The sequence below is a fragment of the Corallococcus sp. AB030 genome (assembly GCF_003668965.1).
Lineage (GTDB): Bacteria > Myxococcota > Myxococcia > Myxococcales > Myxococcaceae > Corallococcus > Corallococcus exiguus.
Window position 1 is genome coordinate 1 of the sequence record NZ_RAWQ01000235.1, and the last position, 15,528, is coordinate 15,528.

The 15,528-nt window shown below is 68.6% G+C and carries 14 protein-coding genes; 9 read left to right on the plus strand and 5 right to left on the minus strand.

What is annotated here, in order from left to right:
• The 8 genes from D7Y15_RS37185 to D7Y15_RS37220 form a co-directional block, all read left to right on the plus strand.
• On the plus strand, nucleotides 1-833 hold an 833-nt coding region (locus D7Y15_RS37185; protein WP_148712966.1), incomplete at its 5' end, for a serine/threonine-protein kinase.
• 24 nt (nucleotides 834-857) lie between these two features.
• Complete coding sequence (locus tag D7Y15_RS37190) at nucleotides 858-1,238, plus strand: VOC family protein (RefSeq protein ID WP_120568179.1); 381 nt, start codon at nucleotides 858-860, stop codon at nucleotides 1,236-1,238.
• Nucleotides 1,239-1,322: 84 nt separating this feature from the next.
• Nucleotides 1,323-2,717 carry an L-seryl-tRNA(Sec) selenium transferase gene (gene selA, locus D7Y15_RS37195; protein ID WP_120580120.1) on the plus strand — a complete coding sequence of 465 codons (1,395 nt, stop codon included), beginning with the start codon at nucleotides 1,323-1,325 and terminating at the stop codon, nucleotides 2,715-2,717.
• Complete coding sequence (locus D7Y15_RS37200) at nucleotides 2,714-3,307, plus strand: HNH endonuclease (protein ID WP_014396030.1); 594 nt, start codon at nucleotides 2,714-2,716, stop codon at nucleotides 3,305-3,307. Before selA ends, D7Y15_RS37200 begins: the two co-directional genes overlap by 4 nt.
• Before the next feature lie 122 nt (nucleotides 3,308-3,429).
• Nucleotides 3,430-4,476, plus strand: coding sequence for a P-loop NTPase (locus D7Y15_RS37205; protein WP_233597366.1), 1,047 nt, complete (start codon nucleotides 3,430-3,432; stop codon nucleotides 4,474-4,476).
• Nucleotides 4,473-6,248: a helix-turn-helix domain-containing protein gene (locus tag D7Y15_RS37210; RefSeq protein ID WP_121755542.1), complete on the plus strand. Its 1,776-nt coding sequence runs from the start codon at nucleotides 4,473-4,475 to the stop codon at nucleotides 6,246-6,248. Before D7Y15_RS37205 ends, D7Y15_RS37210 begins: the two co-directional genes overlap by 4 nt.
• 77 nt (nucleotides 6,249-6,325) lie before the next feature.
• The gene (locus D7Y15_RS37215) at nucleotides 6,326-6,589 is read left to right on the plus strand and encodes a hypothetical protein (protein ID WP_120580122.1); all 264 of its coding nucleotides are present in this window, start codon (nucleotides 6,326-6,328) and stop codon (nucleotides 6,587-6,589) included.
• A gap of 11 nt (nucleotides 6,590-6,600) precedes the next feature.
• Nucleotides 6,601-7,626 carry an RluA family pseudouridine synthase gene (locus tag D7Y15_RS37220; RefSeq protein ID WP_121755543.1) on the plus strand — a complete coding sequence of 342 codons (1,026 nt, stop codon included), beginning with the start codon at nucleotides 6,601-6,603 and terminating at the stop codon, nucleotides 7,624-7,626.
• On the opposite strand, the gene D7Y15_RS37225 is transcribed toward D7Y15_RS37220, so the two are convergent.
• Both D7Y15_RS37225 and D7Y15_RS37230 read right to left on the minus strand, forming a co-directional pair.
• Nucleotides 7,607-8,917 carry an HD-GYP domain-containing protein gene (locus D7Y15_RS37225; RefSeq protein WP_121755544.1) on the minus strand — a complete coding sequence of 437 codons (1,311 nt, stop codon included), beginning with the start codon at nucleotides 8,915-8,917 and terminating at the stop codon, nucleotides 7,607-7,609. The two genes, D7Y15_RS37220 and D7Y15_RS37225, sit on opposite strands and share 20 nt — an antisense overlap.
• A gap of 4 nt (nucleotides 8,918-8,921) precedes the next feature.
• Nucleotides 8,922-10,688 carry a HEAT repeat domain-containing protein gene (locus tag D7Y15_RS37230; RefSeq protein WP_120580125.1) on the minus strand — a complete coding sequence of 589 codons (1,767 nt, stop codon included), beginning with the start codon at nucleotides 10,686-10,688 and terminating at the stop codon, nucleotides 8,922-8,924.
• A 200-nt stretch (nucleotides 10,689-10,888) separates the two neighbouring features.
• On the opposite strand from D7Y15_RS37230, the gene D7Y15_RS37235 reads away from it, so the two are divergent.
• Nucleotides 10,889-11,221 carry a hypothetical protein gene (locus D7Y15_RS37235; protein ID WP_120580126.1) on the plus strand — a complete coding sequence of 111 codons (333 nt, stop codon included), beginning with the start codon at nucleotides 10,889-10,891 and terminating at the stop codon, nucleotides 11,219-11,221.
• A 46-nt stretch (nucleotides 11,222-11,267) separates the two neighbouring features.
• Here D7Y15_RS37235 and D7Y15_RS37240 read toward each other — a convergent pair whose 3' ends face one another.
• The 3 genes from D7Y15_RS37240 to D7Y15_RS37250 form a co-directional block, all read right to left on the minus strand.
• Nucleotides 11,268-13,733, minus strand: coding sequence for an OPT family oligopeptide transporter (locus D7Y15_RS37240; RefSeq protein ID WP_121755545.1), 2,466 nt, complete (start codon nucleotides 13,731-13,733; stop codon nucleotides 11,268-11,270).
• A gap of 70 nt (nucleotides 13,734-13,803) precedes the next feature.
• Nucleotides 13,804-14,691: an RNA polymerase factor sigma-32 gene (locus D7Y15_RS37245; protein WP_120557449.1), complete on the minus strand. Its 888-nt coding sequence runs from the start codon at nucleotides 14,689-14,691 to the stop codon at nucleotides 13,804-13,806.
• 418 nt (nucleotides 14,692-15,109) lie between these two features.
• Nucleotides 15,110-15,528 (minus strand): DUF4129 domain-containing protein (locus D7Y15_RS37250; protein ID WP_148712967.1); only part of this gene is annotated, 419 nt, incomplete at its 5' end.

The following is a 15,528-nucleotide window of genomic DNA, read 5'->3' on the forward strand; positions in this document are numbered from 1 at the left end:
CGGGGCAGGTGGGGGCGGGGAGCTACCGGGTGGAGAAGTGGCTGGGGGTGGGTGGGACGTCGGCGGTGTATCAGGCGCTGGATGTGAAGAAGCACCAGCGCGTGGCGCTCAAGGTGTTGGCGGTGCCGTACGCCGACGAGGCGATGGTGACGCGCTTCCGCCAGGAGGTGGACCACGCCCGGGCGCTGGAGCACGTGAACATCCTGCATGTGTTTGACGTGGGCTCGGATGGGGAGCGGCACTACCTGACGGTGGAGCTGCTGGAGGGAAGGGACCTGCGTCAGGTGATGATGGAGGGCCGACCTACGTTGGCCAATGCCTTGCGGTGGCTGACGCACGCCACGGTGGCGCTGGAGCACGCGCACGCGCAAGGGGTGCTGCACCGGGACGTGAAGCCCGGGAACCTGTTCGTCACGCGCACGGGCGTGCTGAAGCTGATGGATTTCGGGCTCGCCAAGAGCGCGCATGTGATGGGCAACACGGCGCAGGGCGCGACGCTGGGGACACCGGAGTACATGGCTCCGGAGCAGGTGACAGGTGTGCCCGTGTCGCCGGCCACGGACCTGTATGCCCTGGGTGTGGTGGCGTACGAGATGATCACCGGGCAGCTGCCGTTCCGGCATGCGCAGCCTGTCCCGCTGATGCTGATGCACGTGCAGGAGACGCCTGTGCCTCCGAGGAAGCGGCGTCCAGAGCTGCCGGAAGCCTTCGAGCAGGTCGTCCTCACGCTGATGCGGAAGCGGCCCGAAGAGCGTTACGCCAGTGCAACGGTGCTGCGCGCTGAACTGGCGAAGCTATGGCCGCTGGCACTTCAGCAGGGGCGCGCGTTATAGGAGGCTCCTTCCCTGGGGGCCTCCATGTCTGTCAAATTCAACCACACGATCATCGCCGCGAAGGACAAGGTCGCGTCCGCGCAATTCCTCGCGGAGTTGCTCGGGCTGCCGGAGCCCACGCCGTTCGGGCACTTCCAGGTGGTGAAGCTGACGGATGGGGCGTCGCTCGACTACGTGACCACGCAGGACGCGATCCACGGGCAGCACTACGCGTTCCTGGTGACGGAGGAGGTCTTCGATTCGCTGATCGCGAAGATCCGCGACCGGAAGATCCAGCACTGGGCCGACCCGCGCGGCCAGCATGAGAACCAGATCAACACCCATGACGGAGGCCGTGGGGTCTACTTCCAGGACCCCAACGGCCACTACATGGAGGCCATCACCGTGCCGTACGGCGGGTGGTGAGTTTTCACTGTCTGGGATTGCGTTCCTGCGACGGTTGAGTGACCGCTCTTCTCGTCGCAAGTCCGGGGAGTAGACTCCCGACGCATGGGCGCTGCGTCGAACTCCCCGGATGAAAAGAACGCGCTGCTTCGCGGTCTTCCCTCCATCGAACAACTCCTGCGGCGGCCGTCGCTGGAGTTCCGGCTCGCGAACCTTCCCCATGCCCGCGCGGTCGCGGCCCTGCGGCTCGCTGTCGAACGCGTGCGGTCCCGGCTCCTCGCTGGTGACTTGCGCCCCTTCGAGGACGCGGACGTGGAGGCGGCGCTCTCGTCCCTGGCCACGCCGAACCTCCGGCGCGTGTTCAACGCCACCGGCGTCGTGCTCCACACAAACCTCGGTCGCGCACCGCTCGCTCCAGAAGCCGTGGAGCGCGTCGTCGCCGTGGCCCGGGGCTACTCCAACCTCGAATACGACCTGGACGAAGGCGAACGCGGCAGCCGCTACGCTCCGCTCATCGGCCTCCTGCGCACGCTCACCGGCGCGGAGGACGCCATCGTCGTCAACAACTGCGCGGGCGCAGTGCTCCTCGTCCTCGCCGCGCTCGCCTCCGGTCGCGAATGCGTCGTCTCCCGCGGTGAACTCGTCGAAATCGGTGGAGGCTTCCGCATCCCGGACGTCATGCGCCAGTCCGGCGCGAAGCTCGTCGAAGTGGGCAGCACCAACCGCACCCGCCGCGCGGACTACGCCAACGCACTGAGTCCAGACACCGGCCTCATCGTGAAGGTCCACCGCTCCAACTTCGCGCTCGTCGGCTTCACGGAAGAGGCGTCCCTCGCGGAGCTCACCGAACTGGGACGCTCCCGTGACGTGCCCGTGTTCCAGGACCTGGGGTCCGGCGCGCTCATTCCGCTGTCCGGCCCAGGCCTCACCCCGGAGCCCACCGTCGGCCAGGCCATCCGGGACGGCGCGGACGTCGTCGCCTTCTCCGGCGACAAGCTCCTCGGCGGCCCCCAGGCCGGCGTCATCGTCGGCCGCCCGGACCTGCTTCAGCGCATCAAATCCCACCCGCTCACACGTGCGCTGCGTGTCGACAAGATGACGGTCGCGGCCCTGGAGGCGACGCTGGAGCTGTACCGGGATGGCCGCGCGGACGCGGTCCCCACCCAAAGCCTGCTCACCCAGCAACCGGCTTTGTTGCGATCCCGTGCCGAACGCCTGGCGGCCCTGCTCGCGGCGCTGGGCGTGGAGGGCCGTGTCGTGTCCGTGGATGGACAGGTGGGTGGAGGTGCCATGCCTCTGTCCCGGTTGCCTTCCTACGCTTGCAGCCTCACCGTAGAAGCGCCGAAAGTATTCCTGGAACGTCTGCGCGAAGCCGAGGTGCCGGTTATTGGCAGGATTGCGGATGACGAGGTCGTTCTCGACGTCCGGTGTCTCTCAGAGGAGGACCTGGGGCAGGTCGCGCAGGCTGTGGCGGCCGCCCGTTCGGGAAGCCAGCCATGATCAACAGCGCCGTGCTCGTTTTAAACCGGTACTACCAACCGGTTCACGTGACGTCAGTCAAACGGGCCTTTTCCCTGCTGTATCAGGGCGTCGCCAAAGCCATCGACGAACAGTACCGGCTGTATGAGTTCGAGGACTGGGCCGCCCTCAGCGCCACCCAGGACAGCATCACCACCATCGACCGCACCATCCGCGTGCCGCGCGTCCTCGTGCTCGGCGCGTATGACCACCTGCCTCGCGCCAAGGTGCGCTTCTCGCGCCTCAACATCTACGCGCGCGACAACGACACCTGCCAGTACTGCGCGAAGCAGCTGCCCCGCAGCGAGCTCAACCTGGACCACGTCAGCCCCCGCACCCAGGGCGGCAAGACGACGTGGGAGAACGTCGTGTGCTCCTGCGTGCCCTGCAACCTGAAGAAGGGCGGGCGCACTCCGGAACAGGCCGGGATGCGGCTGCTCAAGAAGCCCGTGCGCCCGCGCTGGACGCCGCTGTTCCGCGGCGCCATCCGCAAGATCACCTACCGGGAGTGGCTGCCGTTCCTCCACCTCGCGGACGTGTCGTACTGGAACGTCGAGCTGCTCGACGAGTGACAGCGAACGGCTCCCCGGCCGCCTGCTCCCCGAGCCTCCTGGCTCCGGGGCGCGGGCTCCGGGCGCTACAGGGTCGGCCGTGAAATGGCGGGGTGTCGACTCGGGCGGTAGGACGGGCTTTGATGCGAGCCTTCGTGAAGCCCGCCCCCTTGCCTCCATCCGCTCCCGCCCCCCTGGCTGGCACTTCGCCGCGTGCAGGCAATGACGCATCGCCCTCGGGTCCAGCGGGACTCGCGCGGCGCTCCCGCGCGCGGCGGATCATCGCGGTGGGCGGCGGCAAGGGCGGCATCGGCAAGTCGATGGTGTCCGCCAACCTGGGCGTCGCGCTCGCGCAGGCAGGCCAGAAGGTGCTGCTCGTGGACGCGGACCTGGGCGGCGCCAACCTGCACACGTGCCTGGGCGTGGGCCCTCCGGAGTCCACGCTGTCGGACTTCCTCCGGCGCGGGAAGGCCAACCTCGAAGAGGTGATGGTCTCCACCGGCGTGCCGGGGCTGTCGCTGATCGCCGGCGCGCAGGACTCGCTGGACGCGGCGAACCTCAAGTACGCGCAGAAACAGAAGCTCTTGCGCACGCTGCTGTCCCAGACGACGGCGGACTACCTCATCCTGGACCTGGGCGCGGGCACCAGCTTCAACACGCTCGACTTCTTCCTCATCGCGGACCACGGCCTGCTCGTCGTGCTGCCGGAGCCCACGTCCGTGGAGAACGCGTACCGCTTCGTCAAGGCGGCCTTCTTCCGCAAGCTCCAGCAGACGGAGGCGCGCTACGGTATCCAGGACATGGTCGAGGGCGCGCTGTCCACCCGTGAGGGCGCCCTGCGGACGCTGCACGACATCGTCGCGCAGGTGCGGCGCAAGGCCCCTTCGGACGCGGAGCGGCTGGAGCGGGAGCTGGCGGCGTTCCACGTGCGGCTCGTCGTCAATCAGGCGCGCACGGACGCGGACGAGAAGGTGGGCGCCGCGATGGTGTCCGCGTGGAAGAAGTTCTTCGGTATCGACATGGATGACCTGGGCGCCCTGCGCCACGACGATGAAGCGTGGCGCGCGGTGCGCAAGCGCAAGCCGGTGCTCCTCGAGCGGCCCGATTCGCCCGTATCCCAGGGACTCCAGCGCATCGCCGCGCGTATCCTGACGCTCGACGGCATTTCCCCCGAGTCCGCCATCCCATGAAGCCCTTCGCGCAGCAGACCTACTACGAGATCCTGGAGGTGCCGCCCACGGCGAGCGACGCGGACATCCGCGCGGCCCACCAGCGCCTGATGGAGCTGTATTCGCCGGATTCCATCGCGGTGTACGCGCTGGGGGATCCGGATCAGGTGGAAGCGCTGCGTGACCGGATGAACGAAGCGATGGAGATGCTCACCGACGCGGACCTGCGCGTCGAGTATGACCGCTCCATCGGGCTGACCACGGAGCGGCTGGCGAAGGCCGCCGCGACGGCGGAGGCCGCGGGCGCGGTGGACTCGGCCGCGCGTGTCGCGGAGGCCCTGGCCACCGCGGCGGCGGCGCTGGCGAAGGCCGCGGGCGCGGTGGATGCCGAAAGGCTGGAGGCGGAGTCGCGACTGAAGGCCGCTACGTCCGTGAACGACGATGAAGGGGAGGCGGCTCGCGCGAGCGGGACGCCTGGAAAGAGCGAGGAGCGGATGCGGGGTGAGGAGTCGAAGCGGCAGGAGTCCTCGGGGATGGACGCGCCAGGCGTGCCCTCCGAGCCGGTGATGGTGGGAGGCGTGGCGGTGGTGGAGGCCTTCCGTGCCTCGTTCACCCGGAGCCTGTCGTTCGTCTACGTCCCCGCGAGTCCGCTGCGCGGCCAGGGCAGGGGAGTCATCGAAGCGCCGGCCCCCGCCGTGGACGCGAAGTCCTCCATCGCCGAGAACGCGCCGGCTGCCTCGGCACCCAAGGACGAGGCACCTGCCTCGGCCGAGACCCCTGCCAATGCGGTCGCGTCCCCTTCGGAAGCCGAGCCTCCGGCTGGATCCGTTTCCGCGCCCGCGAGCTCCTCCGTCGAGCCCCCGGAAGCCGCGGAGCCTTCCGCAGCGGTCGCACCAGACCGCGTGGAGGCCCTCGATGCGCCTGTTGCCTCCGAGGCAACAGGGGTCCCGGCTCCCCAGCCCGTGACGGACCCCCATCCCGTGGCCGTGTCGCCCGTGGCCGAGGTCAGCGCCACGCCCGCCGCGCCGCTCACGCCGGAAGAGAGCGCCACGCCCTCCGCGCCAGTTGCCGCGACTCACGTGCCTGAAGCTGGCGCCGCGACGCCCGCGCCGGAAGCCAGCGCCGCGCCCCAGGCCCCGGAGGCCGGATCCGTGGCCGCCAGCCTCGCGCCCGCCTCCGACGCGGCCGCGGTGACGACCACCCAGGGCGAGTCGGATCCGAACCCCGCTCCGGGCACTCCGACCCTGGACTCCAGTACGACCGCGCTGGCCCGGATCCCCGCCACCGGGGCCTCCCGCGCCGCCGTTCGGCCCCTGACGTCGTCTCGCCCTGGCGACTCGCGTTCGCCGCAGAAGGGCCCCACGGGGCCGGGCACCGTGAAGGGCCCCACGGTGAAGGGCCCCACGGTCCGCAAGCTCGGGGACGCCCAGGTCCTGGCTCAGGATTCCGCCATCGCGACCGCTGAGTCCGCGCTGGCCCAGGTGGCCGCCAAGGTCCGCGAGGCCCGCCCCCGGGGCGTGGACATCCCCTCGGACGCCGAGTTCAACGGCGAACTGCTCCGCCGCGTCCGCGAGGCCCGGGGCCTCTCCATCCAGCAGCTGGCCGACCGCACCCGCATCTCCGTGCGTCACCTGGAGAACGTGGAGGCGGACCGCTACACCGCGCTCCCCACCACCGTGTACCTGCGCGGCATCCTCATGAACCTCGCCCGCGAGCTGGGTCTGGACCCCCTGCGAGTGTCCAAGAGCTACCTCGCGCTGTTCTCCGAGAAACCCGCCAAGTCGGGCCGTTGACCGGGAGTCGGCCGGGCCCCCTGCCATGCGACGGGAAAAGTTGACTCGCACGGGGTGGGTGCCTAAGTAGTGGCACGATGACGGAAGAGGAAAAGGTCAAGGCGATGCGACTCGCTCGCGCGATCGCCTCCGATATCTCGCTCTACAACGAGCAGAAGATCATCAAGGGCATCGAGCAGGACAACCTTTTCGAGGTCCTCAAGGAGGAACTGGAAGAGGGGCGCGCGCTCTACAAGAGCCGCGTGAGCGTGGAGATCAGCACCCAGGCGAACTTCTTCGAGCGCGCCATCAACGACATCGTGTTGCGCTCCAAGGCGCACGTGAAGTCGAAGATCTGGTAGCGCCCTCCTCCGTGGCCGCACCCGACACGCGCGAGCACCGTGCCCTCCCCGAAGCCCGGGGTGAGCGACTGGATGCGTACCTGGCCCGCGCGTTCCCGGACCTCACGCGCTCCCGCCTCCAGGGCCTCATCGCCGACGGCCACGTGCTGTCGGACGGCAAGCCCGCCAAGGCCGCGCAGCGTCTGCGCGGAGGGGAGCTGCTGTCCCTCCACATCCCCGCACCCGTCGCGGCCATCCCGCAGGCGGAAGCCCTGCCCGTGTCCGTGCTGCACGAGGACCGCGACCTCGTCGTCGTGGACAAGGCCGCCGGCATGGTGGTGCACCCGGGCGCGGGCCACGCGTCCGGCACGCTGGTCAACGCGCTGCTGCACCGCGTGAAGGACCTGGCCGGCGTGGGCGGCGAGCTGCGCCCCGGCATCGTCCACCGGCTGGACAAGGACACCACCGGCTGCCTCGTCGTCGCCAAGCACGAGCAGGCCCTGGTGGCGCTCCAGAAGGCCTTCAAGACGCGCGAGGTCCAGAAGACGTACCTGGCCCTGGTGCATGGCGTGCCGCCCGCGGAAGGGCGCATCGAGACGCTCTACGGCCGCCACCCCATCCACCGCCAGAAGTTCACCGGCAAGGTGAAGGAGGGCAAGACCGCCATCACCCTGTTCCGCGTGCGCGAGGCCTTCGACGGCGCCGCGCTGGTGGAGGTGGACCTGCTCACCGGCCGCACGCATCAGATCCGCGTCCACCTGGCGGAAGCCGGACACCCGCTCTTGTGCGACGCGCTCTACGGCGCCGGCCGCAAGGCGAAGGGCGCGGTGGCGGACGCGCAGGAGGCGGTGGGCCGCCAGGCGCTGCACGCGTGGCGCCTGGCCTTCGAACACCCGCGCACCCACAAGGCGCTGGACCTGGAAGCCCCCCTCCCGGAGGACTTCCAGAAGGCGCTCACGCGCTTGCGCGAGGCGAGCGTCCCCGCGGGCCCGCCCACGAAGGCGAAGCCCGCGGCGAAGAATCCGGCGGCGAAGAAGGCTACAGGCCGGAAACGCTGATCTGCTGCTGGCGGCGGGAGAGGACCTTGATGGGCTGGATGGCCATCACCCGCATGAAGACGGACAGCAGCTCCGGGTCGAACTTCTGGCGCATCTCCGTCCACATCAGCATCAGCGCCACCTCCGGGCCGTACGCGTCCCGGTAGGGCCTGCGGGAGGTGAGCGCGTCGTACGCGTCGCAGATGGCGATGATCTTCGCGTACACCCCCAGGTTCGTCTTGGGGATGATCATCTGGATGTTGCCGCGCGCGTCCCGCACCGCGGTGCCGTAGTCCGTCTTGTGCTCGAACGTCGTCACCACGCGCAGCAGCGTGGAGCGGCTGAAGCCTTTCTCCATCAGGATGTTGCGCACGCTGATGAGCGGGGCGCGGGCCACCGTCGTCTTCTCGTCCGCGGTGAGCGCGCCGCGCTTGGTGGCCAGCTCCTCCGGCAGCGTCGTCATGCCCGCGTCGTGGAAGAGGGCGATGTAGCCCAGGTCGCGCAGCTGCGGCTTGGTGAGGCCCAGCTCCGCGCCGAACACGATGCACATCAGCGCCACGTTCACCTGGTGGTAGACGAGGTAGTCCTCCTCGCGCTTCTGCGTCGTCATGCCCAGGAAGTGGGTGCGCTGATCGTAGGAGATGTCCACGAAGTCCTGCACCAGGCGCAGCGCCCGCGACGAGCCGATGGGCTTCCCCGCGCGCACGGACTCCAGGTACTTCTGCAGGAAGAACACCGCGCGGGCGTACACGGTCATCGCGTACTTCTTGCGGTCGACCTTCTGGTCGCCCGGCGTGTCCATGTCCTTGTTCAGCTTCTCCTTCAGCTTGGAGAACTTCGCCACGCGCATGTTGAGGAGCTTGCGCCCCTGCAGGCCGTCCTCCTCCGCGGCGGTGGACTGCTCCTTGCTGAAGATCCAGACGAAGTTCTTCAGCTCCTGCACCGTGACGGGCTTGGTCAGCGTGATGCCGCCCACGTCCTTGGCGCGCATCTCCGCCAGCAGGTAGCGCTGATTCTCGATGGAGTTCAGGTCCACCTTCACCAGCATGCCGTTCAGGTAGTACGAGTCCTTGACGCCCGTCAGCTCCAGCCGGCCTTCCTTGCCGATGATCTGGTTGATGATGTCCTGGAGCTGGTGGAGCGGCTTCTCGAAGACCGCGTTCTCCGGGTCATACATCTTCACCGAGCGCACCAGCATGTAGAGGCCGGCGAGCATGGAGCGCGACAGGTTCTGGAGCTTCTCGTTGTGCTCTCGACCGTACTCGCCCAGGTTTTCTTCCTGGGTCTGATTGATCTTCAGATTGTCGGCCATGGTGTCAGCTCGCCTCTTCCGGGAGCGCCGAGTCCCCGAACAGGGCCTTGCGCGTCTGGTACATCGCCTTGCGGGCCGCGGTGAGGACGTCCAAGGGCTGCGCCTTGTCCTCCAACACGCCCTGCAACATCTTGTAGGACTGGATGGAGCCCGCGCCGCCCAGGCCCATGATCGCCAGCAGCTTGTCCTCCATCACACGCCGCTTGTTCAGCAGTGACGGCTTCACCGTCAGCAACTGCTGCATCATCGACAGCGCGGCGGGCAGGTTGGTGGCCCCGATGGCCGCATAGAAGGCGGCCTTCTCGTCGGACGTCTTCTTGTCCCAGCTCGACTCGCGCACCTGCCGCACCAGGTCCGTGAAGGCCCGCTCGCGGTCGAACTCCGGCAGCAGCTTCGCGGCCAGCATGCGCACCTGCGCGACGCCGTCGGTGAGCGCATCCAGGATGATGCGCCGGGCCTCCGCCGTGCGGCCCCGCCCGATGATCTGCATGACCTCCAGCTTCACCACCAGGTTGGGGCTCTTCATCACCTGGCCGAACATCTTCACCCGCTCCGGGTGGTTGCTCTTCTCCAGGATGTAGACCATGTCGCGCACAGTCTGCGGCCGGTCCGACAAGAGGCGCGCGACGAAGGGCTCCGGCAGGTCGCGCGCGAACGTGGCCAGCACGTCGCCAATGAGCAGGCGGTTCTCCGGCAGCTCAATCGTCTCCAGCACGCTGAGCAGCGGCAGCACCGAGTCCACGCCCAGCGCCTGCAGGTAGCGCGTCACGTCCTGCGGCTGCCGCGTGCGCGTCGTCTTCAGCGACTCGCCCAGCCGCGTGAGGCGCTGCTCCTCGCCCATCTTGTGGAGGAAGTTGTTGAGCATGCGCCCCAGATCCTCGCCGCCTTCGCGCTGGGAGAGCGCGCGCAGCTTGAGGACGATCTGGTTCACCGTGGCGAAGTCGTCCTGGAGCAGCAGCATGTCCAAGAGCTGCAGGAAGATCTCCTCCAGCAGCGCCGCGTCATCCACGCCGCCTTCCACCACCTGGAACACCGCGCCCACCAGCTTGGGGAAGAGGCGCGCGTTCTCCTCCTCGGTGATGTCGCGCTGGATGCGGGCCTTCAGGTCGTCGGAGGCGTGCCGGCCGCCCACGACGAGGCCGCGGATCTGCTCCACGCCGTCCAGCTTCGCGTCCAGGTCCTCCGCGGACACGCGCGCGAAGCGCAGGAAGTCATCCGAGTTCGTCTGGAGGCGGGAGTAGAGGTAGCCCACCACCTTGTCCACCTCCACCTGGACCTCGTCCTCGGAGGCGCCCTCCATGGAGAAGCCCTCCACCACCACGTACTCCACCTGCTGCATGCCCGCGCGCCACAGCTGCGCCAGCACGTCGTCCGCGCCGCGCTCCGGCTCCGACAGCGCGATGAGCGTGAGGGTGACCAGCTCCTCCAGCGGCAGCCCCGGCCGGAAGATGAGCTGGCGGATGCCGTCGCGGAAGAACTTGTAGGGGAGCGGCGACTCCTCGGAGAAGAGCGGCTCGCCATGCAGCATGAAGTTCTGCTGCTCCACCTTCAGCGAGAGCGGTCCGAACTTCTCCGTGTACGTGGAGATGGCCTCCAGCGCCTTGGAGAGGAACTCCGGGAAGCGCGCCTCGTTGTGGCGGTACATGCCAATCTGCTTGATGCCCTTGAGCAGGTGGAACGCGAACGTCTTCGCCAGCTCCACCTTCTCGCGGACCTCCGGTGACTGCTCCGGCTCCGCGGTCGCGTCCGTGACTTTCTGGGGCTGTGCCATGAATCCTGGAAGAATCCGGAGGGGGTGGAAGGCCCCGGTGGGGGGAGCCTGGAGTGTACTCCCGTCCAGGTCCGGCTCCCAATTCGACAATTGCCCAGAATCCAGGGGGTTGGCGTGACACCTGGGCAACATGGGGCGGACTGGCGGTGAAGCCCCGGTGTGTTACGCAAGGAGTCCCTTTGCAGCCTGGAGTCCCGTCCATGAAGCGACTGGCCGCGTCCGCCCTGGTCCTGGCGTCCCTCACGGGCTGCTTCCGCATGAGCGTGCGCAGTCCGGCGCCGCGGGATGGCGCACCGGAGGCCCAGACGGGTGTGAGCCTGGTGGAGGGGCTGACGACGTCCAACGTGGCCGCGGCGGAGTGCCGGCATGGCCTGTCCCGGGTGGACGTGTACTGGCCGTGGTGGAGCCCGTTCGTCTACGCCTTCACCTTCGGCATCGTGACGCCGCTGCGCGCGGAGTACGTCTGCGCGAAGGGGTCCGCGGACGCTGCCGGCGGCGACACGGAGGTGCCGCCGTCGGTGCCCGGGCTGTGACGTAAACCTCCCCGCGAGCACGAAGCGGGGAGGGTGCTTCAAGCCGTCAGTGCGACGGCGGCGGGGCTTCCGCGCCGCTCTTGCCCTTGACGGCCGAGCGGAACAGGACCGCGGTGAGGACGGCGAAGAACGCCAGGCCCCAGACGTTGGACCACGTCGGGTGCGCCAGCTCGCTCTCGCCCACGGCGTTGAGGAAGGAGCCCACCGCGCCTTCATGCCCGAAGAGGGCGGGCAGGTTGATGGCGCGCGTCCAGGCCCCGTCGCTGGCGATTTCCAGGAACGCGATGAGCACGCCCGCGATGGAGCCGCCCGCGATGTAGCCGGACGACATCAGCGTGCCGGGGGAGAACTCGGACTCCGCCGCGCTGCCACCGCGCAGCTTGTCCACGAAGTGGCGCACCATGCCGCCCACGAAGATGGGGGCGCTGCTGCTGATGGGCAGGTACACGCCCACCGCGAAGGGCAGCGAGGACACGCCGCACAGCTCCAGCATCAGCGCGATGAAGACGCCCAGCAGCACCAGGTCCCACGGCAGCCGCTGCGTGAGGATGCCGTCGATGATGAGCGCGAACAGCTGCGCCTTGGGCGCGGAGTAGCGGGTGAGCGTCTGGCCCTCGTACTCGCTGATGCGGCCGCCGATGCCCGGGTCCACCACGTACTGGATGGCGCCCTGGTCATCCACCAGATAGCGGCCGGCGGGCACGGGCGTGTCCGCGCCGCGCACGAAGCCTTCCTTGTAGACGCGGTCCGGACCGGCGGTGATGGCGCCCGCGTCCGACAGCTTCAGTGACGGGCCGTTGGCCGGCGTCAGCGTGAGGCCGGACAGCTGCTCGGGCGGCATCGGGCGCCAGCTGCGCAGCTCCAGCGCTCCGTCCACCGGCGTCGCGTCCAGGCGCTCCGCCCACAGCGAGCGCTTGAGCTTTTCGGGCGTCATGCCGCGCTGGGTGAGCGCGTCCTGGGACACCGACCAGCGGTAGGTGTGCTGGGTGCGCGTCTCCTGCGTCAGCTCCGTCACCTGCACGCCCGGGTGCGCCTCTGGGATGACCGCGGTAGCGCCCTGGTTGAGCAGCACCAGCACCAGGCCGATGAACATGGCGCTGGTGAGCACGCCGACGAAGAGGGCGATCTGCTGCTTCTTGGGCGTGCCGCCCACGAGGAACGCCGTCTTCAGGTCCTGCGCGGTGGTGCCGCCGTTGGACGCGGCGATGCCCACGATGGCCGCCGTGGTGAGCGCCATGAAGCGGTCCGGCGACGACGTCCAGCCGAACAGCAGGTACACGAGGCAGGTGACGAGCAGCGTGGCCACCACCATGCCGGAGATGGGGTTGGACGAGGAGCCAATCTCACCGGTGATGCGCGCGCTCACCGTCACGAAGAAGAAGCCGAAGATGACGATGAGGATGGCGGAGATGAAGTTCACGTGCAGCGGCGGCGCCAGCCAGATGGCGAGGATGAGCAGCGCGCTTCCCACCAGCACCACCGTGATGGGCAGGTCCTGATCCGTGCGCAGCACCGTGGGCAGGGCGCCCTGCGTGCGCGACTGGCGCAGCGTCTCCACGCTGCGCTTGAAGGCGCCCACGATGGTGGGCAGGGAGCGGATGAGGCTGATGAGGCCGCCCGTCGCCACCGCGCCCGCGCCGATGTAGAGCACGTACGCGTTGCGGATCTGATCCGGCGACATGTCCTTGATCAGCATCCCGTTGTGCACCAGCAGCGGCGTCTCCATGCCGCTGCCGAAGAAGGAGATCATCGGGATGAGGATGAGGTAGCTGAGCACGCCGCCGGCGAAGGTGATGCCCGCCACGCGAGGCCCGATGATGTAGCCCACGCCCAACAGCTCCGGGGACACCTCCGTGGAGAGCGTCGCGGCCTTGAGCCCCTTGATGGGCGTGCCGATGGCCTCCTTGAAGAGCTTCATCCCGGAGTAGGCGAACTTGTAGACGCCACCGATGATGAAACCCAGGATGACCGTGCGGGCGTTGGTGCCGCCCTGCTCTCCGACGATGAGCACGTCCGCGCTGGCGGTGCCCTCCGGGTAGGTGAGCTTGCCGTGCTCCTGGACGATGAGGCCCTGGCGCAGGGGAATCATCATCAGCACGCCCAGCACGCCGCCCAGCGCGGCGGTGAGGAACGCGTGCGTGAGGCTGATGTCGTAGCCCAGGATGAGCAGCGCGGGCAGCGCCGCCGCCACGCCGAACGCGAGCGACTCACCCGCGGAGCCCGTCGTCTGGACGATGGTGTTCTCCAGGATGCTGGAGCGCCCCAGGGCCCGGAAGATGGCGATGGAGAGCACCGCCACCGGGATGGACGCGGACACCGTGAGGCCGACCTTGATGGCCAGGTACACGGACGACGCCGCGAACACGATGCCCAGCACCGACCCGAGCACCAGACCGCGGAGGGTCAGCTCCGTGGGCGACTGCTCGGGGGACACATAGGGTTTGTGCGGGGCACCATGCGCCTCCGCGAGGGGGACGCGATCATCGACGACCGGCGGGGAACCGTGGGACAAGCAGGCACTCCTGACAGGAAATCAGGGGGCCCGTTCTAGCAGGGTCTCCGCCGGGGCGCGAAAACAGCCCTCAGCCCTGGGCGGCGAGCGTCTCCGGATCCACCTCCGCCATCAGGGCGGCCAGCTCCGACTTGAGCTTGTCCTTGGCGCGGATCTCCAGCTGGCGCGCGCGCTCGCGGGAGAAGCCGAAGTGCTCGCCCAGCTCCTTGAGCGTCATGGGGCGCTCGTTCATCACGCGCTGCTCGATGATGAAGCGCTCGCGCGGATCCAGGCGCATCAGGGCGGTGCGGACGCGGTTGTTGATGAGGCCCGCCTCCTCCTTGTCCGCGAACTCGTCGTCCTGGGGCGCCGCCGCGCTCACCACGAAGTCCACGTGGCTGTTGCCGCCGTCCTCGCCCATGGGCGCGTCCAGGGACAAGTCCCGGCCACCCATGCGCTGCTCCATCTCACGCACTTCGCCGGGCTTCACATGGAGCTTGCGGGCAATCTCATCCACGTTCACCACGGTCTCGCCGCTGCCCAGCTTCTCCAGCTCCCGGCGGGTGCGTGCCAGACTGAAGAACAGCTTGCGCTGCGCCTGCGTGGTTCCAAGCTTCACCAGGGACCAGCTCTTCAGGATGTAGTTCTGGATGTACGCGCGAATCCACCACACCGCGTACGAGATGAGGCGGATGCCCTTGTCCGGATCGAACTTCTGCACGGCCTTCATCAGGCCGATATTTCCCTCCTGGATGAGGTCCGACATCTTGATGCCGTAGGAGCGGTACTCGTAGGAGACCTTCACCACGAAGCGCAGGTTGCTCGTCACCAGGCGGTGGCCCGCGGCCAGGTCACCCTTGATGAACCGGCGCGCCAGCTCCTGCTCCTCCTCCACCTTCAGGAGCGAGTACTGGTTGATCTCCGAGAGATACATCGCGAGGGAGCCAGAATTGGACGACTGCTCGGTCGAAGCCTGCATGGATGGATTCTCCAAATCGGGCCTCCTGCCGCGGCGGAGGCGCTTGAAAGGTGCTCTGGGTTCAAGTCCTACAACTTGACGTGTCTGCCCTGAGCAACCGGGATGCCAACCAGGGTTGGATGTATTCGCGTGTGTCTCCGAGGGGTTGGAAGGCGCAGATGGGCGTCCCCTGGCAACGGTCTGTAACCGTTACCCGTGGCCGGTAGGAAAACCGCGGGTCTGCGAGGGGAGAAAATGCACGGCGCGGTGCCCTCGAGCGCACGTCGCCATGACGTTCGCGAATGGGGTTGCGTGAAACGCTTAATGGCGACGGGTGGCGGCTGTGGAGACATTTCTCCACCTCGGCCGGGCGTTCCTGGGGAGGGCGAGCGACCGGCGACGGAAGCCCGCTTCCCTCCAGAGGGCACTTCTCTTCCGCTCAGGAGGCGCGGGCGGTAGGGCCCGCCTGTCCGGCCGGCTTTACTGCTCGACGGGCGGCTTCCGCATCCAGCGCGCGGCGCAAGGTGGCGAGCAGGTGCTCGGCCTCTCCCTCGCGCAGGGCACGGCCGCCGAAGCGGGCCTCCAGGTAGCGGCGGGTGAGGGGCGTCAGCGCCAGCGCCAGCGGATGGCCTTCACGCGCCAGGCGCGTGGTCAGGTCCTCCAGCGTCTCGTGTTCAAAGCGCGGCACATGGGCCTTCTGGAGCACCACATCCACCCGGTCGAGGAAGCGCGTGGCCTCCAGCACCGGGGCGCGGCCCGTCCAGCGGGAGACGAAGCGGCCCGCGCGCCAGATGACGAAGGCCACGACGGCGGCCGTCACCCACGCGCGGGGCGGGGGCAGGCGGCTGGGGCCTTCGT

Bases quoted from the DNA above. Each gene is read 5' to 3' on its own strand.
- D7Y15_RS37230 (WP_120580125.1), bottom strand. From the start codon at position 10,688: ATGGCACAGCCCCAGAAAGTCACGGACGCGACCGCGGAGCCGGAGCAG.
- D7Y15_RS37210 (WP_121755542.1), top strand. From the start codon at position 4,473: ATGAAGCCCTTCGCGCAGCAGACCTACTACGAGATCCTGGAGGTGCCG.
- D7Y15_RS37215 (WP_120580122.1), top strand. From the start codon at position 6,326: ATGACGGAAGAGGAAAAGGTCAAGGCGATGCGACTCGCTCGCGCGATC.
- D7Y15_RS37245 (WP_120557449.1), bottom strand. From the start codon at position 14,691: ATGCAGGCTTCGACCGAGCAGTCGTCCAATTCTGGCTCCCTCGCGATG.
- D7Y15_RS37225 (WP_121755544.1), bottom strand. From the start codon at position 8,917: ATGGCCGACAATCTGAAGATCAATCAGACCCAGGAAGAAAACCTGGGC.
- selA (WP_120580120.1), top strand. From the start codon at position 1,323: ATGGGCGCTGCGTCGAACTCCCCGGATGAAAAGAACGCGCTGCTTCGC.
- D7Y15_RS37200 (WP_014396030.1), top strand. From the start codon at position 2,714: ATGATCAACAGCGCCGTGCTCGTTTTAAACCGGTACTACCAACCGGTT.
- D7Y15_RS37235 (WP_120580126.1), top strand. From the start codon at position 10,889: ATGAAGCGACTGGCCGCGTCCGCCCTGGTCCTGGCGTCCCTCACGGGC.
- D7Y15_RS37205 (WP_233597366.1), top strand. From the start codon at position 3,430: ATGCGAGCCTTCGTGAAGCCCGCCCCCTTGCCTCCATCCGCTCCCGCC.
- D7Y15_RS37190 (WP_120568179.1), top strand. From the start codon at position 858: ATGTCTGTCAAATTCAACCACACGATCATCGCCGCGAAGGACAAGGTC.